A 21,363-nucleotide genomic window follows, 5' to 3' on the forward strand; every position below is an offset into this window, starting at 1 on the left:
GATTATTTCCGACTGACTGTAGTCCCGGCGGCATCGAAGACGTGGATGTTCGCCGCATCGCAATAGACGTTCAGCTCCCGGCCCGGCTCGACGATCTGGTCGCCGGCGAAGATGCAGGTGAAATTCTGGGCTTCGATGACGCTGTGGACGATCGTCTGGGCACCCAGCCTCTCGACCGATCGCGGCACGGTGCCGATCTTCACCAGCGGCTCGCTGCCGGCCGGATGCGGCGCCAGGAATTCCGGACGAATGCCAAGGACGACCTCCTCGCCGACCTTGAGACGCTGCGCCAGCCCGTCGATGACGATCGTCCCGATACCGGGGGCTTCAAAGGAATAGTATTCGCTTTCGATCGCCTTCACCTTGCCGCGCAGCATGTTCATCGGCGGACTGCCGATGAAGCCCGCGACGAAACGGTTTACCGGCTTATGATAGAGGTCCATCGGCCTGCCGACCTGCTCGACCCGTCCGCCGTTCAGCACCACGATCCGGTCGGCCATGGTCATGGCCTCGAGCTGGTCGTGGGTGACATAAACCATGGTGGCGCCAAGCTCCTTGTGGAGCTGGGTGAGTTCGGTCCGCATCTCGATGCGCAGCGCGGCGTCGAGATTGGAAAGCGGCTCGTCCATCAGAAAGATTTTCGGCTTGCGGACGATGGCCCGGGCGATCGCGACGCGCTGCCGCTGGCCGCCGGAGAGCTTCGACGGCTTGTCCTTGAGCCGCGTGGAGAGGTGTACGGTGTTGGCAGCCTTCTCGACCTGCTGCCGGATGTCGCCCTTCGAACGGCGCTCCATCTGCAGCGGAAAGGCAATGTTGTCGTAAACGGTCATATGCGGGTAGAGCGCGTAGGACTGAAAGACCATGGCGACGCTGCGCGTGCCGGCCGGACGGCGGGTCACGTCATCCGTGCCTATCCTGATCGCGCCGTCGCTGATCGGGTCAAGCCCCGCAATCAGACGCAGCAGCGTGGACTTGCCGCAGCCGGACGGGCCGACGAAAACCGCGAACTCTCCGTCCTCGATGGCAAGCGATACGTCCGTGATGGCATCGAATGCCCCGTAGCTTTTCGAAACGTTGGATAGCTCCAGACGCGCCAAGCTCGGTCCTCCCCTGAATTGCCTCTCCCAAAGCGCCAGATGCCTGACAGCTTCACCATGCAACAAAAATTCGAACCTGTAAACATGTTGTTCGACAACTTCTATGAAAACTGATATGATCAGTTATACATCAAGAGCGACGACCCGCCTGGGGACCTACGCCTACGGAAGCAGGCGCAGCCGAACCGGCAGGCCGTCAGACATAAAACGTGGGACCGTCAGAGCTCGATCGCCCGCTCGCGGGCATGCATGATGTGACGGTCGATGGCATCGCCCGCCGCATGCGGATCGCGGGATTTGATGGCGTCGATGATCGCCAGATGATCGGCGAAGGCCGGCGGCAGGACCTGCTCGGAAAGGCTGATTCTGTCGAGTTTGATGAGCCGCATGCGGATCGCGTTGACGGCATAGGCCTGGATCAGCAGGTCGTTCTGGGTCGCCTCGATGAGAAGGTTGTGAAATCCGTCGTCGACCTTCTGGCCGCGCTCGAAGACATCTCGCGAGGGAGCAGTGCGGACCTCGTCGAGGATCGACTGGTGAAGCTTGGCCTGCTCGTCGAGGATAGCGTCGGGCATCCGCCTGACGGCGGTCAGCACGGCCTCACGTTCAAGCGCCATGCGCACCTGGAAAGCCTGGCGGATGATCGAGAGGTCGATCTGGGTGATCTGGATGCCCCGCTGCGGCATGACCACCAGCAGGCCTTCATATTGCAGGCGCGGCAGGAGTTCGCGCAGGGCGCCGATCGAAAGACCGAGCAGAGCGACCAGCTCCCGCTGGGACACGAACTGACCCGGCCGCAGCCGGCCATCGAACAGCGCCTCGCGAAACCGCTCGTAGGCGATCTGCTTGACCGAGCGAAGTTCTGGCTGTTCGGTGCCGGGCGGTGCAGTACGTGCGCTCATCTGTCTCCTATCGCCGGCATGCACCGGGCGGGTCAAGCAGCGGCGCGATAACCCGTCCGCTCAAACAATTCAATGAGCATAGCACGATCGCGCTGGTTGAGAGCAACCAGCGGCGGCACCGCATATGCTAGACTTTCGTCTTTCCGATAATGAGCAAGGGCAGCCTTGAGGGCAACGAGCGATCCGTAAGCATCCACTGCCTCAATGCGCCGCGACTGCTTCTCCAGAATGCCGGCATCGTCGGGATTGTCGTAAAGCGCCTTCAGGTCGCTGGCAAAGAGGTTCGGCATGCCGCCGATCATGCCGGCGCCTCCAGCCCTGACGAGCGTGGGTAGAACCCGGTCGTCGCCCGTGAAGACGGCAAGTTCCGGGAAGGACTTCACCAGCATCAGGCCGTTGTCGAGATCCCCGGTCGAATCCTTGATCCCGGCGATGCGGCTGCCATGCTTGAGCATAAGGGCCGCAATCAGCGACTGCGTGAAGCGGACCCGGCTGAGCTGCGGGATGTTGTAGAGCACGAGATCGATTGCCGTATGCGCCTTGGTCCGCTCGATCAGCGCATCGAAGAATGCCGCGATACCGTCCTCGCTCGCTCCGTAATAGAAGGGCGGCAGGACGAGCGCGGCGCGACAGCCGAGCTCTCCATAGGCGATCAGCGAGGTTACCGCGTCGTCGAAACTCGCTGTCATGATCGCCGGCATCTGACGGCCCATATCCACACCGCCCGCCTTCAGCATTCCAAGAGCTTCGAGCTTCTGAGCGGTCGAAAAAGATGCGCCTTCGCCCGTCGTACCGAACGTCGAAATGAAGCTGCAGCCATTTGCTAGGAGACGGTCGATATGCGCCTTCAGCCGGGGGGTATCGATACGAAAATCGGCCGTCACCGGCGTGACGGAGGCGGCGACAATGCCCTTCAGCGCTGCATTCGACATAAACTGGTTCCTCGTTATAGGACTGATATAATCAGTGTAGGTATCAGTCGTCAAATATATATTTACATCAGCCGCCGGCTGCGGCATGCTGGACCCGGGATTGGCTATGGAGGAACCGATGTGCGACTTCCGGCGGGATATTTTGAAGCGTGCCAAATCGATTGATTTTATTGGGATGCCTGAAAGCTCGGCTATTGGTACTGATTGTGAATGCCCCTAAGGCTTCCACCTCAAATCAAGGAAACTGACGCCATGCCCGCCGACACCCTCCCCGCCCGCCTCGCGAGTGCCATCCGCAATTCTATCCAGTCGAGGACCGTGCTTGATCCGGAGCCCTTTCTCGGACTGCCGCTGGCGGATGCCTATGCCGTGCAGACAGAAGTGTTTCGCGCGCTCGGACAGCCGTTCAAGGGTGCAAAGCTCACCCTGAAGGGCGATTTCTGCCAGAGCGCGCCGCTTCTGTTTGTCAATGAGGAAACCGGCCATGCCCACCAGCCGGGCATCTCGCTGGAAGTGGAACTGGCCTTCGTGCTTACCAAGGATGTCGTGGCCCGCGAGGGCAAGGTGACCCGCCAGGATATCGTCGACGCGATCGGTTCGGTGCGGATCGGCGTGGAGCTTCTCCGCAGCCGTTACCAAGGCGGCTCCCGGGGCGATCCGGCCCTCGCCGCCGCCGACATGATGAGCAATATCGGTTATGTCCTCGGCCCGCCGCTGGACCGGAGCCTGCTGGATGAGGGCGCATCGATCGGTCAGTTGTCGGTTATCATCAACGGACAGGTCGGTTTCGACAAGCCCGCGGCGCATGCCGATGGCGACCCGCTGAAGACGATGGTCGTGCTGGCGAACCAGAACCAGCTCTCCTCCTTCGCCATGCTCAAAGCCGGACAGGTGATGACGACGGGCACGTTGTGCGGACTGATCCCGGTCGCCGAGCCGGGCAAGATCGAAGTGAACATGGGCGGACAGCGGTTCGTCCTCGACCTGAGCTGACGCGACCTCGAGGGATTTGGCGATGACGTAATTCGTCGGCGTCGATGTCGGGACGGGAGGTGCGCAAGCAGGCGTGTTCGACGCGGCCGGGGGGGTGCAGGGCTCGCTGCCAAGCCACCTCCTTTCCGGGGAAGAGACCGAACGCCGCTGGGATCCATCAACGAACAGTAGCCAATCACACCTCAACTCCAATCAAATTACTTACTTGATTTCTAACATGTCAGTATGCAAATGTTGGAACAATACTGGGAGGATAAATAAACCAATATGCGTTTCGGGCTCTCCGTCGCACTCGCGACCCCTTTTGACGAAGACGGCAAGATCGTGCTCGACGCGATGGTCGCCCAAGCTCGCCGCAGCCTCGATGCCGGCTGCGACAGCGTCACGGTTTTCGGCACGACCGGTGAAGGCGCCTCGATCGATGATGGCGAACGGGAAAGGGTCCTCGCCTCCATGATTTCGGGCGGCGTCGCGCCGCATCAGATCGTTGCGGGTGTTCTCGTCGATGCGGCCGGGGACGCCGCTGAACAGGCCGCACACGCCCTATCGGCGGGTGTGCGCAACATTCTTCTGGCCCCGCCCTCCTATTTCAAGAATGTCAGCGACGAAGGCCTGTTCGGCTGGTTCTCCACCGTATTCGCGCTTCTGGGCGACAAGGCCCGTGACATCATCGTCTACCACATCCCGTCGGTCACGATGGTGCCGCTGAGCGACGCGCTGATTGGCCGGCTTCGCCAGGCATTTCCCGGCATTGTTACCGGGGTGAAGGATTCCGGTGGCGAATGGGCCTTCACCGAGAAGCTGCTCAAGGAACATGGCGACCTCATCATCCTGATCGGCGACGAGCGGCATCTGGCCCAGGGCGTACGCCTCGGCGGACAGGGCGCGATCTCCGGCGTCGCCAATTTCGCCCCGCGCGAAGTTCGGCGCATGGCGGTCGATGGCGAGGACGATCAGCGGATTGTCGATCTCGTCGTCGAATTGCTGAACTATCCCGTGACTCCGGCCGTGAAGGCGATGATCGCCCATCTTTCGAACGACCCGTCGTGGCTGACGGTGCGGCCGCCGCTTCTTTCGATCACTGACGAGGGTCAGCGCCTGTTGGCGTCGGCCTTCGACACCCTGTTCCGTTCGAAGGCGGCCTGAAGACCATGGATCAGGCGCGCCCCACGGAAAGTTCGGTCGAGGAGCAGCCGACGCTGAGGGAGAAGGCCTACGAGAGCTTCACGCGCCACCTTCTGGCGCGTGACGTTCGCCCGGGTCAGTTCGTCTCACAACGCAGGCTGGTGGAATTGACGGGCCTGACGCTGGGCGCCATCCGTGAACTCGTGCCGAGACTCGAGGCCGAGGGGCTGATCAAGACCGTACCGCAACGCGGCCTGCAGATCGCCCATATCGACCTCAACCTCATCCGTGAAGCCTTCCAGCTTCGCCTGTTCCTGGAAAAGGAAGCCGTTGCACTGTTCACCCGCTCGGCCTCCGATCAGGCGGTCGCCAGGCTTTTGAAGGAGCATCGCGAGATCGTCCAGGCGATCCAGGGCGGCAATGACAGCCGCGAGCTGGAACTCCATGCGCAGGCGGTCGACTGGGGCATGCACGACGCCTTCATCGATGCGCTCGGCAACACGATCATTTCGAACGTCTACCGGGTGAATTCCATCAAGATGCGGCTGATCAGGCAGGAGCGGTTCCGCATCGACGGCCGGGTCGGCCCCGTCATGAACGAGCATCTGAAAGTGCTCGAAGCGATCGAGCGACGCTCCGTGGAGGAAGCGGTCGCAGCACTCGTCGCCCATATCAATCACGCGAGGGATCGCGCGATCAGACTTTAAAAAAAGCAGCCGGAGACAAGGGTATCCGGCGCATTAGGAGGAGGAAATAGCATGTCATCTTCGTTCTGGAAGCCCACCCGCCGCAGCTTCCTGGCCGGCTCGGCCGCGCTCGGCGCAGCCGGTTTGGTCGGTTCGCGCCCGGCCTCGGCCGCCGTCGACTGGAAGCGCTTCGCCGGCACCACGCTGGAAGTGAACCTCGTCAAAAGCCCGCGCAGCGACACCATCATCAAGTACCTGGCCGAGTTCGAGGCCCTGACCGGTATCAAGGTCAATGCCGAAGCGACCCCGGAACAGCAGCAGCGCCAGAAGGCGACGATCGAGCTCTCCTCCGGCAAGCCGAGCTTCGACGTCATCCACCTGAGCTACCACGTCCAGAAGCGCCAGTTCGAAAAAGGCGGCTGGCTTGCCGATATCAGCGGCTTCCTGAAGGATCCGACGCTCACCGACCCGTCGCTGAGCGAAAGCGATTTCGCCGAAGCCGGCCTCACCTTTGCCAAGGACAAGGACGGCAAGCTGCGCTCCCTGCCCTTCTCGGTCGACTACTGGATCGTCTACTGGAACAAGGAACTCTTCGAGAAGAAGGGCCTCGCCTACCCGAAGACCTTCGATGAAATGGCAGCGGCAGCGGAAGCGCTGACCGACAAGACCACCAATACCTACGGCTTCGTCGCCCGCGGCTTGAAGAACGCCAACGTTCCGGTGTGGACGGCGCTGATGCTCGGCTATGGCGCGACGGCGCTTGGGCCTGACGGCAAGCTGCGCACGACCTCCGACGAGGCGGTCGAGGCAGCCAAACTCTACCAGCGCCTGATGACCAAGGCGGCCCCCGTCGGGGTCTCCGGCTTCAACTGGGCGGAAGCCCAGTCTGCCTTCCTGCAGGGCAAGATCGGCATGTGGCTGGACGGCGTCGGCTTTGCTCCGCCGCTCGAAGACCCGCAGAAGTCCCGTGTCGTCGGCAAGGTCGGCTACGGCGTCATGCCGAAGGGACCGAAGGCGCAGGCGGCCGCCACCTTCGGCGATGGCATCGGCGTCACCGCAGCCAGCCAGAAGAAGGAAGCGGCCTACCTGTTCTGCCAGTGGGTCATCTCGAAGGAGATGGGCGCACGCCTGCTGCAGGCCGGTGCCGGCGTTCCCTTCCGCCAGTCGATCCTCGCCGATGCGGAAGTCCGCAAGGGTGTCACCATGCCGAGCGCATGGGTTGATGCGGTTGCCGCTTCCGGCAAAGTGTCGCAGCTTGCACTGCCGGTCATCATCCCGGTCACGGAATTCCGCGACATCTACGGCGTCGGCCTGACCAACATGATCGGCGGTGCCGACCCGGCAACGGAACTCAAGACGGCAACGGCACAGTTCGAACCGGTACTTGCCAAGAGCGAGGGATAATGGCCTCCGTGAGCATCGAAACAGCACGGACGGAAACCGATAATAAGAGGAGCAAGCCGAGCCGGCTTGCTCCCAATTATTGGCCTTTCGTGGTTCCCGCCCTCATCGTCATCGGCGCGGTCATCGTCTTCCCGTGGGTGTTCACCCTCTGGATGAGCGTGAACAGCTGGACGCTGGGACAGGAGCAGACCTTCGCCGGGCTGGACAACTACATCCGGCTGGCGACCGATTTCCGCTTCTGGGAATCGCTCTGGCACACGCTGATCTTCACGGTGCTGGCGGTCGTGGCGCCGCTGTTTCTCGGCACGCTCGCAGCACTTATCTTCGATGCTCAATTTCCGCTGAGGGGTTTCCTGCGCGGCGTCTTCGTCATGCCGATGATGGCGACCCCGGTCGCCATCGCACTCGTCTGGACCATGATGTTCCATCCGCAGCTCGGCGTGCTCAACTATCTACTGTCGCTGGTCGGCATCGGCCCGCAGGAATGGATCTATAACCGTTACAGCGTCATCCCCTCGCTGGTCCTCGTCGAAACCTGGCAATGGACGCCGCTGATCATGCTGATCGTGCTCGGCGGCCTCGCCTCGCTTCCACGCGAACCCTATGAAAGCGCGGAGATCGACGGCGCCAACCCCTGGCAGAAATTCCGCTACCTGACGCTTCCGATGATCGCGCCCTTCCTGATGATCGGCGTCATCATCCGCGCGATCGACGCGATCAAGAGCTTCGACATCATCTACGCGATGACGCAAGGCGGGCCCGGCACGGCGTCCGAGACGATCAACATCTACCTCTACAACACCGCCTTCTCCTATTACGACATCGGCTACGGCTCGGCGATGGCGGTCGTCTTCTTCGTCATCATCGTCGCACTCTCCCTCGTGCTGATGATGGTCCGCGCACGGACGAACTGGTCGGACATGGAGACGCGCTGATGGAACGCCCCCTCTTCAAACGCCCGCTCGTCAAACGCAAGACGCTCGATCGCATCGGCCTGCTGTTCGCGGCCCTCGTCATGGTGTCGCCGGTCGTGCTGTTCTTCCTCTGGATGATCTCGCTGTCGCTCAAATACGAGATCGACAACGGCGCCTATCCGCCGATCCTCATCCCGGAAAACTTCGCCTGGTCGAACTATGTGCAGGTGTTCCGCGAGAACAATTTCTTCCTGTACTTCTGGAACTCCGTGCTGGTGACGGGAGCCGCGACGCTGCTGGCACTCATCATCGGCGTGCCGGCTGGATACGGCATCGCCCGGTTGAAGGCGGAGAAGGCAGCGATCGTCATCATGATCGCCCGCATGACGCCCGGCCTTTCCTTCCTCATTCCGCTCTTCCTGCTGTTCCAGTGGCTGAACCTGCTCGGCACGCTCTGGCCGCAGATCATCATCCATCTCGTCGTCACCGTGCCGATCGTCGTGTGGATCATGATCGGTTATTTCGAGACGACGCCGATGGAGCTCGAGGAGGCCGCCAGCATCGACGGTGCGACGCCCTGGCAGGTGTTCCGCCTCGTGGCGCTGCCGATCGCCAAGCCCGGCATCGTGGTCGCCTTCATCCTGGCGCTCATCTTCTCCTGGAACAACTTCGTCTTCGGCATCGTGCTCGCAAGCCGCACGACGCGAACGCTGCCGGTCGCCGTCTACAACATGCTTTCCTTCGAACAGGTCAGCTGGGGGCCGCTCGCAGCGGCTGCGCTGATCGTCACCCTCCCCGTGCTGGTACTCACCCTGTTCGCCCAGAAGCAGATCGTCGCAGGCCTGACGGCCGGCGCGGTCAAGGGCGGCTGAGCAGGCTCACAAACAGGATCGAATTTCATGGCAACCGTCACTCTCCAGAATATCCAGAAGCGCTTTGGCGCGGTCAACGTCATCCAGGACCTGAGCGTCGATATCGCCGACGGGGAATTCGTCGTTCTCGTCGGCCCTTCGGGCTGCGGCAAATCCACGCTGCTGCGCATGGTCGCCGGGCTCGAAGAGGTCAGCGGCGGCGAGATCCGCATCGGCGCACGCGAGGTCAGCAATCTGCCGGCCCGCGACCGCGACATTGCCATGGTGTTCCAGAACTACGCGCTCTATCCGCATATGACGGTGGAGGACAACATGGGCTTCGCGCTGAAGCTCAAGAGGGCGAACCCCGCCGATACCGCAGAGCGGGTGAAGAAGGCGGCCGCGATCCTTGGCCTGGAAAAACTGCTCGACCGGTACCCGCGCCAGCTCTCCGGCGGCCAGCGCCAGCGCGTCGCCATGGGCCGGGCGATCGTCCGCAATCCGCAGGTATTTCTTTTCGACGAACCCCTCTCGAACCTCGACGCGAAACTGCGCGTGGTGATGCGCAGCGAGATCAAGGCCATGCACCAGCGCATCGGCACGACGACAATCTACGTGACGCACGACCAGATCGAAGCCATGACCATGGCCGACAAGATCGTCGTATTGCATGACGGCAATATCGAGCAGGTCGGCGCTCCGCTGGAACTCTACGACCGGCCAGCCAACCTCTTCGTTGCCGGCTTCATCGGCTCGCCGGCCATGAACTTTCTGGACGGCAAGATCGAGGAAGGCGTTTTCCGCACCGACAAGGGGCTGATCCTGCCGCTCCCGGCCGACTTGTCTCCGGCCAAGGCGGGTGGCCGCCCGCTCGTCTACGGCATCAGGCCGGAGCACATCCGCGCCAGCGACCAGGGCATCCAGGGCCGCGCGACCATCGTCGAAGGCACCGGCTCGGAAATCTTTGCAAAGCTCGATTGCGGTGGCGAGCAGCTCTCCTGCCTTTTCCGCGAGCGCATCGATGTCAGGTTCGGCGACACCGTGGGCATTTCGATCGACGCGAAACAGGTTCACCTCTTCGACAAAACAACGGGCCACCGGCTCTGAGCAAGGCTGGCTCGCCATGACCGCCGGCACACTTGCGACGAAATCGTTGTCGGTCAGACCGTTCCACAACTTCAATCAGTGTCGTAGAACGTAGAAAGCGTTGAACAGCGAACCTCGCCTCCACGTCATCGACCTGAGGAAGAGCGATGCATATCGAACGCGACCCGAACGGCGACTTTATCCTGGAATCCGGCGAGATCGCCGGTCGGTTCGGGCTGTCTCGCGATGAGTTCCGGCAGAGAATCCGCCAAGGTCTCGTGACGAGTACCGTGGAGCGCGGCGAAGCTGAGGACATCGGAACGTCCCGCCTGAGCGTTCGTCTCGGAAACCGCCTGTGGCGCGCCGTCCTGAACAACGAAGGCGAGGTTCAAAACGAAGCCGTGACCTTCGTTCGTGGGAGAGGCCGATCTAGCGGATCGTGACGCCGATACCGCCCATGCGGCGATCGAACGGGCTGAATGCCCCCTATGCCGCCTTGCTGAAGGACCTGCCGCTCTTGTTCAGATAGGCATCGAAGGCAGAGGCTGCGGCTCTGACGATGAACCGGTGATCCTCCGAGACGCGGATATGCCCGCCCCGGCGCTCGATCAGGCCGTCTCGTTCAAGCTCATCGAGCCGATCGTTGCCCCGCAGCAGAAGGTCGGCATCGAAGCCGTGCGCCGCGGCAAGCGCCGCGATGTCTACCGCAAAGTCGCACATCAGCCTTTCGATCACGTCGCCGCGCAAACGATCCTCCGGTGTGAGGCGGTAGCCCTTGGCGACCGGCAGTTCGCCTTTCGACACCCGGGTCGCATAGAGGCCGGGGGGAACCTCGTTCTGGATATATCCCTGCGGCAACCTGCCGATCGAGGACGCGCCGAGCCCGATCAGCGCCTCGCAGGCATCCGTCGTGTACCCCTGGAAATTCCGGTGCAGCCGACCTTCGGTCTGCGCAAGCGAGAGGTCGTCGCCGGGCAGCGCGAAATGATCGAGACCGATTCTGACATAACCGGCCGCCACCAGGGCGTCCGATATCGCGGATGCCTGAAGCGCGCGCTCCCGCGCGTCGGGAAGCGCCGCCTCGTCGATGAGCCGTTGGTGCTTTTTGAAGCTCGGGATATGCGCGTAACCGAAGACGGCAAGACGGTCCGGCCGCATGCTGACGGCCGCTTCGACGGTCTCGACACAGGATTCGACCGTCTGAAACGGCAGCCCGTAGATGAGATCGAAGTTGATCGCGTTGATGTCGTTGTCGCGAAGATGCCCGACCGCATCCATCGTCGTCTCGACGCTCTGAACGCGGTTGATCGCCTTCTGGACCTTCGGATCGAAGCTCTGGACGCCAAGGCTTGCGCGGGTGACGCCCGACTCCCCGAGCGCCATCGCCATCTCGCCGGTCAAGGTTCGCGGATCGATTTCGACCGCCGCATTGACGACGCCCGCGAAACCGAGACGGTTGCGAAACGCATTCATCAGCGCGATAAATTCCTCCGGCCTGATGATGGTCGGCGTGCCGCCGCCGAAGTGGATTTCCCCGACGCTGAAGCTGTCGTCCCTGGCGGACGCCAGAAGCTCGATCTCCCGGTGCAGTATCTCGATATAGTCGAGAATGGGCCTGTCGCGCTCGGTGATCGTCGTGTGACAGCCGCAATACCAGCACATCGACCGACAGAAGGGGATGTGGATGTAGAGCGAGGTTGGCTGCCCTTGGGGCAACGCCTTCAGCCAGGCCGGATAGTCGAGGGCGTCGAAATCCGCGCTGAAGTTCGGAGCCGTCGGATAGCTCGTGTAGCGCGGCAGCCGTGCATCGCCATATTTCTCGATTATCGCTGCGGACATGTCGGGCTCCTTTCCAGTTTTCTTCGGAAAGCATTAGCGGCCCGGTGACCGCCTCTCTTTGTGCAAAATCAACGACAGCGTCCTCTTTCTGCAAAATATTCGTCCCGACGCAAATTTCCTCCGAAGCGCAGCTGCTAAATCATCGAGGCGGCCGGGATCGGCCAGGCCACTCGCTCCCGCCGAACACCAACCGAAGGTTTTCGGCATTTCGGGTGCGTGGAAATCCGGCTGGCGCGGGGTCAAGGCGCGATTTCGATCTCGCCCTCCATCCTGGTGATCTCAAAATCGCTGATGATTACATCAACGCGAAGTCGCCACCGCCCGGGTACGGGAAGCGCGATATCGGGCACCGTCCAGCCATCCTTGCCTTTCTCGGCCTTCCGCCTTATCGGCTCGATCTCCGCCCCGGGGTTCGACAGCACGACCGTCACCTCCTGAGGATCGAGCGGCGACCGGTCGCTTTTGGCGATGACCGCGGATATCGCGACCTCCCCGACCCTGTCCGGCGTGATCTTGACGTCAGCCACGACCTTGCTGGTCTGCAGGCGAACCACGGCACTCCTCTGGACGTCGGCGATCAAGGTGCGCGGAGGCGGCGTGAAGCGCCACATCGCAGCCACCGCGAAGATGAGGAGCAGGATGACGGTCTCTGCAGCGATCGAACGAACCAGCTGGCGGATCGCTACAGACTCCCCTTTTTCCGAACCGGAGGTGAGTTTCCACCGGTTGACGGCTGCCAGGACAAACAGCAGGACGAGCAGCCCGAGCTTGACGAGGAATACGATCCCGTATGCCGTGGTAACCAGCCCAGCGAGAGTGCGGACCTGGACGACGGCAAGCACGCATCCGGCGACGACAAGGACCAGGACGGCCCATGGAATGAAGCGGGAGAAGCGGTGCAATGCCGAGCCGGCCGCTTCTCCGCCTTTTCTGAACTCGGCAAGGATCGGCAGCAGCGCGCCGGCCCAGACCGCTATGGCCGCGACATGCAGGAAAACGGCCGGTCGCATCAGCCATTGCGGGTCTGCCGCACTCGCGTGCCCGCTGAGGCAGAGGGCAAATGCCGCCGTTATGAGGGCCGAGATGGATATCCAGCGGGCGTCCCTGCCCCGACCGCTGGCCAGAGCGAGCCCTGCAAGCGCCAGGGCCGCGATCGCAAAAATGACCGTCGGCCAGAAGCTAGTGACCATTCCCGCCTTCCAGACAGTCGGCACGAAGAGCCGCGAAACAGGCTCGCCCACCGTATCGAGGCCCTGGAAGCCTGCCGAAAGCAGGGCGCCCGCAAAGCCGGCGCCGAGGGCGGCAAGCACCGGCCTCAACGCCTTCCCGGAGCCGTCCGCGAACCAGTGGATGGCAAACACCCCGCCGACGCCCAGGAAGAGACCGACATAAAGCGCGACCTTGCCGATCCAGAGGCCGGCGCGGACCGGCCAGTCGACATCGGCAGCAGCGCCCCGAGCGCTGGCGTTTGGCTGCCCGATCGAGAAGACGACCGAGCCGCCGATCGGGTGGCCATCTTCCGAAACGACCCGCCAGGATAGGAGATAGCTGCCGTCCGAAAGGTCGTCCGGCGGGGTAATCTCGACCGTCCTGTCCTTCAGGACGAAGCTTTTGAGAGTGACTGAACTGCGGTCCGGCCGCGTGAGCTTGAGGCTGGTCGGCGAGACAGGCTCGCTGAACGTCAGAGCGATCACGCGCGGCGCAATGGGCACGACCGAGCCGTCGCGCGGCTCGGTCGTGTTGAGGGACGCATGGGCGGATGCCGCCGCCGTCATGACCGACCACAGCAGGATCGCAGACACGAACCGCTGCAGAGTGCCAGCCAGTGAAATTGCCTTGCGGCGGAACGGCGTCATCGGCCTTCATGCTCCCAGGTGCATGGATCGTTTAGTTGCCCGTCTTCTGAAGAAGCTTGATGCCCGGAGCCGGAAGTTCGAGGTCCGAAGCCTTCTGACCTGCGGCCGGTACTTCGATCCAGCGCTCCTTGAGGCCTTCAGGGCACGCCTGGATCACCGGGAAATAGAGCATGTCGCCGGCTTTGAGATCAGTCGCAATCGTGCCCCGCAGGACGAACTCGTCATATTCGTCGTCGCCGAGGCTGCCGCCGCTCCAGATCACTTCCCTGACCCCTTCGGTGACGGGAGAACCGTGGTTGTCATAGGCCTTGGCATAGGCACCCTTGACCTTGTCGAGCGTCCAGCCGGCCTTCGGCTGCGGCTTGACGCCGTAGAAGCCCTCCGGAACCTGGACGCGCACGGTATTCGTCGGCTTGCCCTCGCAACCATGCGGCACGCGCAGCACCGCCTTATAGGTCGAACCTACGGGGGCTTCCTTTCCTTCCAGGGTGACATGCGCCAGAGCGGCGGTGCTGCCGGCCACGAGGATGGCGGCGGTTGTCGTGATTGTCTTCAACATGTGAATCTCCATGCTTGGCCGCGCGTTGGACGGCCTGATTTTCAGGGCCGAGCAGCCGGGAAGGCGCCGGTCCGGGGTGGATTGATGGTTTGAAACGGTGTCCCGCCCTTGCGCCGATCCCGCCGGCCGCCGGGGATGCGATACACGGCTTTTGCCGCGTCATTGCCGTTTGGCCGAAGCGAGTTGCGGAAAAAAGGGCTGCCCGACTTGGAGCGCCTTGCGATCCTTGGGATTCACCAGCCGCGCTTCAAGTCTTTGGTTCGCATGCCGTGTCGCAAGATGGTGTACGTTTTGCGCGGCAAGCTTTCAGGCTGCCCGGGGCGGGGCGCGGGGATTTCCGGGAGAAGTCTCGGGCCGTTCGAAGGGACCTGTATCCGCTTCGGCCGGAACCGGCGTGGCGGTGGCCTCCAGCCGGTTGCTCAGAAAATTGTCGGAAAACTGCGGTGCGAGTACCGGAGCGAGAACGCTGCATGCCTGGGTGCAGCACTCGGGCAGTTTTGGGCCGTCCTTGTGATCGGATTGGCCGCTACCGCCGGCATGGGTAATGCAAAGCGGGTTTCCAAAATCATCGATGACAGGAGCTGCAACCGCTGAGCCGAGAAGGACGGAGCCAAGCACCATCTGCACGACGAGCGCGTAGGCCGCGATCGACGCGAACACGACACTCCAGGCGGGCGCTCTGCGGTTCTTCACGGTCCCCTCATCAGTTGCGGCCAGACGCCGATGTCCGGCCTGGACATCCGTTATTGGCACGGCACAGTCAGGTCTGTCTATGCGCCCTTCCGCCACAGCGTTCTTTGATGCGCGTCAACTCGCCAGCCTGTCGCGATCAAGGGTAACGCCAAGACTAGGCGCTCCCCTCCTCTTGCTAGATCGTTTCGGTCGTCTGGACCCGGGCGGCCTTACGCGTAGCGTGGATGAAGGCGAGCACGAAACCGATTGCCAGCAGGAGCACGATGGTCGGGGCCGGGGCGCTGTCGATGAAGAAGGACAGGTAGACGCCGGCGAACGCACCGGTCACGGCAATGGCAATCGACAGGATCAGCATGGTGCTGAACTTGCGGGTCAGCAGGAAGGCGATGGCTCCCGGCGCGATCAGCATGGCGATCGAAAGGATGATGCCGACCGCCTGCAGGGCACCGACGATCGTCAGCGAAATGAGAGCGAGAAGACCGTAGTGCAGGAAATTGACCCTCAGTCCCACCGCCCTTGCCTGCGCCGGATCGAAGGCGTGCAGCAGGAAGTCCTTCCATTTCACGCCGAGAATGCCGGCCGTGATCGCCGCGATGACGGCCGCCTCGCCGATGTCACGCCAGGAGACGCCGAGCATGTCGCCGAACAGGATATGGTCGAGATGCACGTCGGACTGGATCTTCACGTAAAGGACGAGGCCGAGCCCGAACATGCCGGCGAACACGATGCCCATCACCGTGTCCTGCTTGATGCGGCTGTTTTCCTTCAGGAAGCCGGTGGCGATGGCGCAGAACATGCCGGCTGCGAAAGCGCCGATCGCAAGAGGCATGCCGACGATATAGGCGATCACCACGCCGGGAAACACGGCATGGCTGATTGCATCGCCCATCAGCGACCAGCCCTTCAGGACAAGGAAGCAGGACAGAAGCGCCATCGGCACGGCAATCAGCACCGAGATCAGCAGCGCATTGACCATGAAGCCGAACTGGAAGGGCAAAAGAAGCGTATCGACAACGATCATGGGGTCGCCTCCAGCGCCTGGGCTGCCCGCCTGCGCGCCGCCAGTATCCCGTGCTTCGGCGCCAGGACGAATGCGATCAGGAAGATTGCCGTCTGCAGCACCACGATGATGCCGCCGGTCGCCCCGTCGAGGAAATAACTCGCATAGGCGCCGACAAAGCTGGTGATCGACCCGATGATCACCGCCAGAACAAGGAGGCGCGGGAAACGGTCGGTCAGGAGGTAGGCGGTCGCCCCCGGCGTGACCACCATGCAGACGACCAGGAAGGCCCCGACCGTCTGGAGCGCGGCGACCGTCGAAGCCGACAGCAGAGTGAAGAAGACGATCTTGAGCGCGGTCGGATTGAGGCCGATCGATCGGGCGTGGCTCTCGTCGAAGAAGGTTACCATCAGATCCTTCCATTTGACGAGCAGAACAGCCAGCGACACGAAGCCGATGATCGCGAGTTGCAGCGTGTCCTCGGGCGTGATGGCGAGGATGTTGCCGAGCACGATCGTCTGGATATTCACCGCCATGGGCTTCAGCGAGATCATGAACAGCCCCAGCCCGAAAAAGGAGGAGAAGATCAGGCCGATGATGGCATCTTCCTTCAGCTTGGTGCGCTGGTTGAGGAAAAGCATCGTGGCCGCGGCGAGCCCTCCGGAGAAAAAGGCGCCTATCGAAAACGGAAGTCCGAGCATATAGGCGCCGGCCACGCCGGGAACGATCGCATGCGAGAGCGCATCGCCGATCAGCGACCAGCCTTTCAGCATCAGGTAACAGGAAAGGAAGGCGCAGACGCCGCCGACAAGGGCCGAGACCCACATGGCATTCAGCATATAATTGTAGGTGAAGGGCTCGATCAGAACGGCGATCATTCGCGGCCTCCGCCTTCCTCGTCCGATGCACGGTTGGTCGCCTTCCCGCCTCGGAGCACTAGGGGCCGCTCATCGTCGCTGATCAGGCCGATCGACGTCGATCTTCCGTTCTGCGCGTCGTGGAGCACAAAATGACGCAGCACGCCCCCAAAAGTCTTTTCCAGGTTTTCCTGGGTGAAGGTCTCGACAGTCGGCCCGTAGGCGAGCACCGTGCCCTTGATCAGGATGGTCCGGTCGCAGAATTCCGGCACCGAGCCCAGATTGTGCGTGGAGACCAGCATGACCCGGCCCTCGTCGCGCAACTCGCGAAGCAAGGTGATGATCTGGTCCTCCGTCTTGACGTCGACGCCGGTGAAGGGCTCGTCGAGCATGATGACGCGGCCGTCCTGCGCCAGTGCGCGCGCCAGGAAAATCCGCTTCTTCTGCCCGCCCGACAACTCTCCGATCTGGCGCTTGCGGAATTCGCTCATGCTGACACGGGCCAGCGCCGTCGCCACGGCCTCGTGATCGGCGGCTTTTGGAATGCGCATCATGCCCATATGGCCGTAGCGGCCCATCATGACGACATCCTCGACCAGCACCGGAAAGTCCCAGTCGACGTCTTCCGACTGCGGCACATAGGCGACGAGGTTCTTGCGCAGCGCCTCCTTGACCGACATGCCGAGCACCCGGATGTCGCCTTTCGCCAGGCGCACAAAACCCATGATCGCCTTGAAAAGCGTGGACTTGCCGGAACCGTTGACCCCCACCAGAGCGGTGATCGTTCCCTGCGGGATGCGGAAGCTCGCATCCCGCAGGGCCGTATGGCCGTTGCGGTAGGTCACGGTCGCGCCGTCGACCATGATTCCGTCAGAGCCGGAAGGTGCATGGTTCGGCCAACGGGGTTGAGCATTCATGGGAAACATCCTCTTGAAAACGGCAAATTCACGAGCCCACCCGCCGGATCGCGAATGGGCGCACGACAGATATCAGGGCGAGGCGGCAAGGCCCTTGGCGATGGTATCCGAAGTCACCTTCAGAAGATCGAGATAGGTCGGAACCGGGCCATCGGCCTCGCTCAGCGAGTCCACATAAAGAACGCCGCCGTATTTGGCGCCGGTTTCCCGCGCCACCTGTTCGGCTGGTTTCGGCGAAATCGTACTTTCAGAGAAAACGACACCGATCCGGTTCTTGCGAACGGCGTCGATCACCTTGCGAACCTGCTGCGGCGTGCCCTGCTGGTCGGCATTGATCGGCCACAGATAAAACTCCTTCAAGCCGAAATCGCGGGCGAGATAGGAGAAGGCGCCTTCGCTCGTCACAAGCCACCGCTTGTCTTCCGGCACCTTGGCGAGTTCGGCCTTGATGGGATCTATGGCCGCCTTGATCTTCTCCTTGTAGGCTTCGGCATTGGCCTTGTAGATCGCGGCATTCTTCGGATCGTACTTCACGAAGGCATCGCGGATGTTGTCGACATAGATCAGCGCCGCGGTGGGAGACATCCAGGCATGCGGGTTGGGCTTGCCCACATACGGGCCTTCGACGATGCCCATCGGCTCGACGCCTGTCGAGACCACGACGCCCGGCACGTCCTTCAGGTTCTGAAAGAACTTCTCGAACCAGAGCTCGAGATTGAGCCCGTTCCAGAAGACGAGCTTGGCGCCCTGCGCCCGCTGGATGTCGCCGGGTGTCGGCTGATAGTTGTGGATTTCCGCACCGGGCTTGGTGATGGATTCGACGACCGCGGCGTCGCCGGCGACGTTTTTCGCGATGTCGGCGATCACCGTGAAAGTCGTCACCGCCTTGAACTTGTCCTGAGCCGATGCCGGCATGACCGCCAGAACGGCGGCGAACGCCGTTCCCACCATTCCGGTCAAGACCAGCCATCGTATCTTGTCAAGCATGCACGCCTCCTTTTGCGAATAGGACTTAATTGCAGTCAGTGTTCGGAATGGCCTCGTCGCAGCTGGGAATCGTCTGCAACAACGATGGGCACTCTCGTTATATTCATATTCTGCAATTGCGAATGATTTGCAACAAGGATTCGCAGCGGGAGGACAAAATGATTGCAGCCTTGCCTTCCCTCGTTGTTAGGGCGAGGGCAAAACCATCCATGGATATTCAAGGGAACGCTCTCCCCCAGTCGATGCGGCCCGCACCGAGAAGGGCAAGGTTCACTGTCGTGGTTGGTCTCCGGTGGCCCGATCAGCCGTCGATCATATTCCGGAAGCGGGCGAGTTCCCCGCTCGACACGCCGACTTTGTGGGGCTCCGCCGGATAGGCTCCGCTCTCGACGTCCTGGCGGAATTCCCGGAAGGCTGCGATGCGCTCGTGCTGCAGGCGGTCGAATTCAGCGTTGAAGTTGCGATAGGTCTTCGCATGTCGCGGCACATGCCCGCGGTTCTGTCCGAGCACGTCATCGGCAAAGAGATATTGCGCGTCGCAACCGGCGCCCGCCCCCATCGAGATCATGAAAAGAGATGTCCGGGCGCTGATCAGCGAGGCAACTTCGGCGGGAACCACCTCGATTTCGGCGGCGAAGGCACCAGCCTCCTCGAGGGCCTTGACGGCATTCCAGATCGTCATCGCGCTGTCGGCCGTCTTGCCGACCGCCTTGAAGCCACCGGTCCAGGTTGCCTTCGAGGGAATGAGGCCGACATGGCTGCAGACGGGAATGCCCTCGTCCCTGAGCCCTCGGATGATCCGGAGGCTCGCCGCGCAATAGACGGCGTCGCCACCGGCGCGCATCGCCTTGAAGGCCGCCCGCAGATATTCCTCCGTCGTGACGAAGTCGCCATATTCGAGCCCCGGCACGGCAAACACACTTGGCGCCGCCTCCCGGAATGCAGGCCCGAGGAGCGCCGGCGGCACGGAAACCATTTCAATCCCGGCCTTCTCGGCGGCTTCCGCCTCCTCGAGCGTGACGACACGAAGCATGCTGAGCTGGCGCTTGCCCTTGAGCGCCAGGATATCGGCAACGGTGGGACGGTTGGATTTCATCGGTGCATCCTTTGGCGCCAGGCGCTCACAGAAGGGATTTCAGTTTGACGGAAGGATCGGCGAGTGCAGCGGGATCGGGGCGCGCGCCCCTGGCGATCAGCATCTCGGCAAGCCGAATGTCGCGGGCAACGGCACCGCCGGGGCCAAGTCCGCTGGCTGCCAGCAATCGCCCATCCGCATCGAGGTGAAACAGGATTTCGGCCTCCGGCGACAGCGTCCGGCCGACGGTCGATGTTGCGCCGTCGGCCAGGCCGGCTACCTGCAGCGTCAGGTCGTATTGGTCCGACCAGAACCAGGGCAGCGCATCGAAGGGTTCGGCCTCTCCCAGCATGTTGGCCGCCGCGACGCTGCCCTGTTCCTGCGCGTTGCGCCAGGATTCGAGCCTGACGCGCCGGCCGCCATAGGCGGTGACGGGAAAGGAGCAGCAGTCGCCGGCGGCGAAGATGTGCGGATCGCTGGTCGCCAGATGGCGGTCGACGGCGATGCCGTTGTCGATCGCAAGCCCTGCTTCTGCGGCAAGACGGGTGTTGGGCTGGGCGCCGATCCCGACCACAAGCGCATCGACCTTGATCCTGCGACCATCGGCGAACCCGATGGCAACGCCGCTCTCGCCATCGGCGATGGTCTCGATCGCCACGCCGCAGAGGAGTTCCACGCCTTCTGCCGCATGCCGCGCCTGCAAGGCGAGCGCGAGCTTTTCGGGAACGCCACGCATCAACACGCGCGGTTGCGCCTCAAACAAGGTGACGGCCGTGCCGAGTTTCCGGCCCATCGCGGCCAGTTCGAGCCCGATGAAGCCACCGCCAAGAATGGCCAGGCGGCCATCCTCCCGCATATGGCGACGAATGGCGGATGCGTCCTCGACGGTCCGCAGCACATGGATGCGATCACTCGTGGCAATGCCTGGGAACTGGCGCGGCACGGCGCCGGTTGCGAGCAGCAGCCGTTCGTAGGACAGCGTTTCGCCGGTTTCCAGTAGCAGCGCATGGCGCGCCGGGTCGAGCGAGATAGCCCGCTGTCCTCGCAGAAAGGAGATCCCCGCCTCGGCAAAACGTTCGTTTGCGACGATCGCCCGAACGGTCTCGGCTTCCTTGCCCGCCTTCGACAAGGGCGGACGCTCGTAAGGGAGATGCGGTTCGTCGCCGATCAGCGTGACGGTCCCCTGGTAACCCCGCTCCCGCAGGGCAAAGGCCGCCCGCACGCCCGCCTCGCCGGCGCCGACGATCACCATGCCTTTATCGCCCATCTCGGCCGACCTGGATGAAGACGCGGCCACCATCGACCTTGACTGCATAAGTCCTGAGGTTGACGCAGACGGGCGCGCCCTTGGCTTGGCCGGTCTTGTAGTTGAAGCGGCCGTTGTGCTTCGGACATTCGATGATGTCGTCCATCACCAGGCCATCGGCCAGATGGACATTCTCGTGCGTGCAATGTCCGTCGGTCGCGTGGAAACTGTCTTCCAGGCTGCGATAGACAGCGTAGCTCTTGCCGTCGTGATCGAAGCGGATGACATCCTCTTCGTCGATCTCGTCCGTGTCGCAGACGTCGATCCAGGTGCTCATCGGGCTC

Annotated in this window: 22 protein-coding genes; 8 read left to right on the forward strand and 14 right to left on the reverse strand. The window is 62.5% G+C overall.

Translation table 11 applies throughout. From position 1 onward, the window contains the following. Positions 1–2: 2 nt before the first annotated feature. The 3 genes from LZK81_RS18690 to LZK81_RS18700 all read right to left on the reverse strand — a co-directional run bounded on the left by LZK81_RS18690 (position 3) and on the right by LZK81_RS18700 (position 2,931). Entirely contained in the window at positions 3–1,097 is a 1,095-nt protein-coding gene (locus LZK81_RS18690; protein ID WP_233954217.1) for an ABC transporter ATP-binding protein, read from the reverse strand. Positions 1,098–1,315: 218 nt separating this feature from the next. Continuing rightward, a complete protein-coding gene (locus LZK81_RS18695; RefSeq protein ID WP_233954218.1) occupies positions 1,316–1,999 on the reverse strand; it encodes a GntR family transcriptional regulator in 684 nt (227 codons plus the stop codon). 32 nt (positions 2,000–2,031) lie between these two features. After that, positions 2,032–2,931, reverse strand: coding sequence for a dihydrodipicolinate synthase family protein (locus LZK81_RS18700; RefSeq protein ID WP_233954219.1), 900 nt, complete (start codon positions 2,929–2,931; stop codon positions 2,032–2,034). A gap of 252 nt (positions 2,932–3,183) precedes the next feature. Here LZK81_RS18700 and LZK81_RS18705 point away from each other — a divergent pair, with 252 nt between their 5' ends. From LZK81_RS18705 to LZK81_RS18740, 8 genes are all read left to right on the forward strand, one after another. Continuing rightward, positions 3,184–3,924 carry a hypothetical protein gene (locus LZK81_RS18705; RefSeq protein ID WP_052756893.1) on the forward strand — a complete coding sequence of 247 codons (741 nt, stop codon included), beginning with the start codon at positions 3,184–3,186 and terminating at the stop codon, positions 3,922–3,924. Between the two features lie 267 nt (positions 3,925–4,191). Then, entirely contained in the window at positions 4,192–5,070 is an 879-nt protein-coding gene (locus LZK81_RS18710) for a dihydrodipicolinate synthase family protein (protein WP_233954220.1), read from the forward strand. A gap of 5 nt (positions 5,071–5,075) precedes the next feature. Continuing rightward, the gene (locus LZK81_RS18715) at positions 5,076–5,756 is read left to right on the forward strand and encodes a GntR family transcriptional regulator (RefSeq protein ID WP_233954221.1); all 681 of its coding nucleotides are present in this window, start codon (positions 5,076–5,078) and stop codon (positions 5,754–5,756) included. A gap of 51 nt (positions 5,757–5,807) precedes the next feature. After that, a complete protein-coding gene (locus LZK81_RS18720; protein WP_233954222.1) occupies positions 5,808–7,139 on the forward strand; it encodes an ABC transporter substrate-binding protein in 1,332 nt (443 codons plus the stop codon). Then, positions 7,139–8,074 (forward strand): carbohydrate ABC transporter permease, encoded by a 936-nt coding sequence (locus LZK81_RS18725; protein WP_233954223.1) that lies wholly within the window; start codon positions 7,139–7,141, stop codon positions 8,072–8,074. Before LZK81_RS18720 ends, LZK81_RS18725 begins: the two co-directional genes overlap by 1 nt. After that, entirely contained in the window at positions 8,074–8,925 is an 852-nt protein-coding gene (locus LZK81_RS18730) for a carbohydrate ABC transporter permease (RefSeq protein ID WP_046611215.1), read from the forward strand. The genes LZK81_RS18725 and LZK81_RS18730 overlap by 1 nt, the downstream gene beginning before the upstream one ends. A gap of 27 nt (positions 8,926–8,952) precedes the next feature. After that, positions 8,953–10,011, forward strand: coding sequence for an ABC transporter ATP-binding protein (locus tag LZK81_RS18735; protein WP_233954224.1), 1,059 nt, complete (start codon positions 8,953–8,955; stop codon positions 10,009–10,011). 146 nt (positions 10,012–10,157) lie between these two features. Then, positions 10,158–10,433 (forward strand): DUF6522 family protein, encoded by a 276-nt coding sequence (locus tag LZK81_RS18740; protein WP_046611213.1) that lies wholly within the window; start codon positions 10,158–10,160, stop codon positions 10,431–10,433. A 43-nt stretch (positions 10,434–10,476) separates the two neighbouring features. Here the strand turns inward: LZK81_RS18740 and hemN are convergent, their stop codons facing one another. The 11 genes from hemN to LZK81_RS18795 all read right to left on the reverse strand — a co-directional run bounded on the left by hemN (position 10,477) and on the right by LZK81_RS18795 (position 21,356). Further along, on the reverse strand, positions 10,477–11,829 hold the full coding sequence (gene hemN / locus LZK81_RS18745) for an oxygen-independent coproporphyrinogen III oxidase (protein WP_046611212.1): 1,353 nt from the start codon (positions 11,827–11,829) through the stop codon (positions 10,477–10,479). Between the two features lie 239 nt (positions 11,830–12,068). Beyond that, positions 12,069–13,685, reverse strand: a complete 1,617-nt coding sequence (locus tag LZK81_RS18750; protein WP_233954225.1) for a copper resistance CopC/CopD family protein — start codon at positions 13,683–13,685, stop codon at positions 12,069–12,071. A gap of 31 nt (positions 13,686–13,716) precedes the next feature. After that, the gene (locus LZK81_RS18755) at positions 13,717–14,244 is read right to left on the reverse strand and encodes a YcnI family protein (protein WP_233954226.1); all 528 of its coding nucleotides are present in this window, start codon (positions 14,242–14,244) and stop codon (positions 13,717–13,719) included. Between the two features lie 306 nt (positions 14,245–14,550). Beyond that, complete coding sequence (locus LZK81_RS18760; protein WP_233954227.1) at positions 14,551–14,937, reverse strand: hypothetical protein; 387 nt, start codon at positions 14,935–14,937, stop codon at positions 14,551–14,553. A 175-nt stretch (positions 14,938–15,112) separates the two neighbouring features. Then, positions 15,113–15,958, reverse strand: coding sequence for a metal ABC transporter permease (locus LZK81_RS18765; protein WP_233954228.1), 846 nt, complete (start codon positions 15,956–15,958; stop codon positions 15,113–15,115). Continuing rightward, complete coding sequence (locus tag LZK81_RS18770; RefSeq protein ID WP_233954229.1) at positions 15,955–16,815, reverse strand: metal ABC transporter permease; 861 nt, start codon at positions 16,813–16,815, stop codon at positions 15,955–15,957. Before LZK81_RS18770 ends, LZK81_RS18765 begins: the two co-directional genes overlap by 4 nt. After that, entirely contained in the window at positions 16,812–17,711 is a 900-nt protein-coding gene (locus LZK81_RS18775) for a manganese/iron ABC transporter ATP-binding protein (protein WP_046604192.1), read from the reverse strand. The genes LZK81_RS18770 and LZK81_RS18775 overlap by 4 nt, the downstream gene beginning before the upstream one ends. A gap of 72 nt (positions 17,712–17,783) precedes the next feature. Continuing rightward, a complete protein-coding gene (locus LZK81_RS18780) occupies positions 17,784–18,662 on the reverse strand; it encodes a metal ABC transporter substrate-binding protein (RefSeq protein ID WP_233956618.1) in 879 nt (292 codons plus the stop codon). 337 nt (positions 18,663–18,999) lie between these two features. Beyond that, positions 19,000–19,794 (reverse strand): 3-methyl-2-oxobutanoate hydroxymethyltransferase, encoded by a 795-nt coding sequence (locus LZK81_RS18785; protein ID WP_233954230.1) that lies wholly within the window; start codon positions 19,792–19,794, stop codon positions 19,000–19,002. Between the two features lie 25 nt (positions 19,795–19,819). Further along, positions 19,820–21,040 (reverse strand): NAD(P)/FAD-dependent oxidoreductase, encoded by a 1,221-nt coding sequence (locus tag LZK81_RS18790; protein WP_233954231.1) that lies wholly within the window; start codon positions 21,038–21,040, stop codon positions 19,820–19,822. Next, a complete protein-coding gene (locus LZK81_RS18795) occupies positions 21,030–21,356 on the reverse strand; it encodes a MocE family 2Fe-2S type ferredoxin (protein ID WP_233954232.1) in 327 nt (108 codons plus the stop codon). The genes LZK81_RS18790 and LZK81_RS18795 overlap by 11 nt, the downstream gene beginning before the upstream one ends. Positions 21,357–21,363 lie beyond the last annotated feature (7 nt).

Origin of the sequence: Neorhizobium galegae, assembly GCF_021391675.1 — a bacterium.
Taxonomy (GTDB): Bacteria; Pseudomonadota; Alphaproteobacteria; order Rhizobiales; family Rhizobiaceae; genus Neorhizobium; species Neorhizobium galegae_B.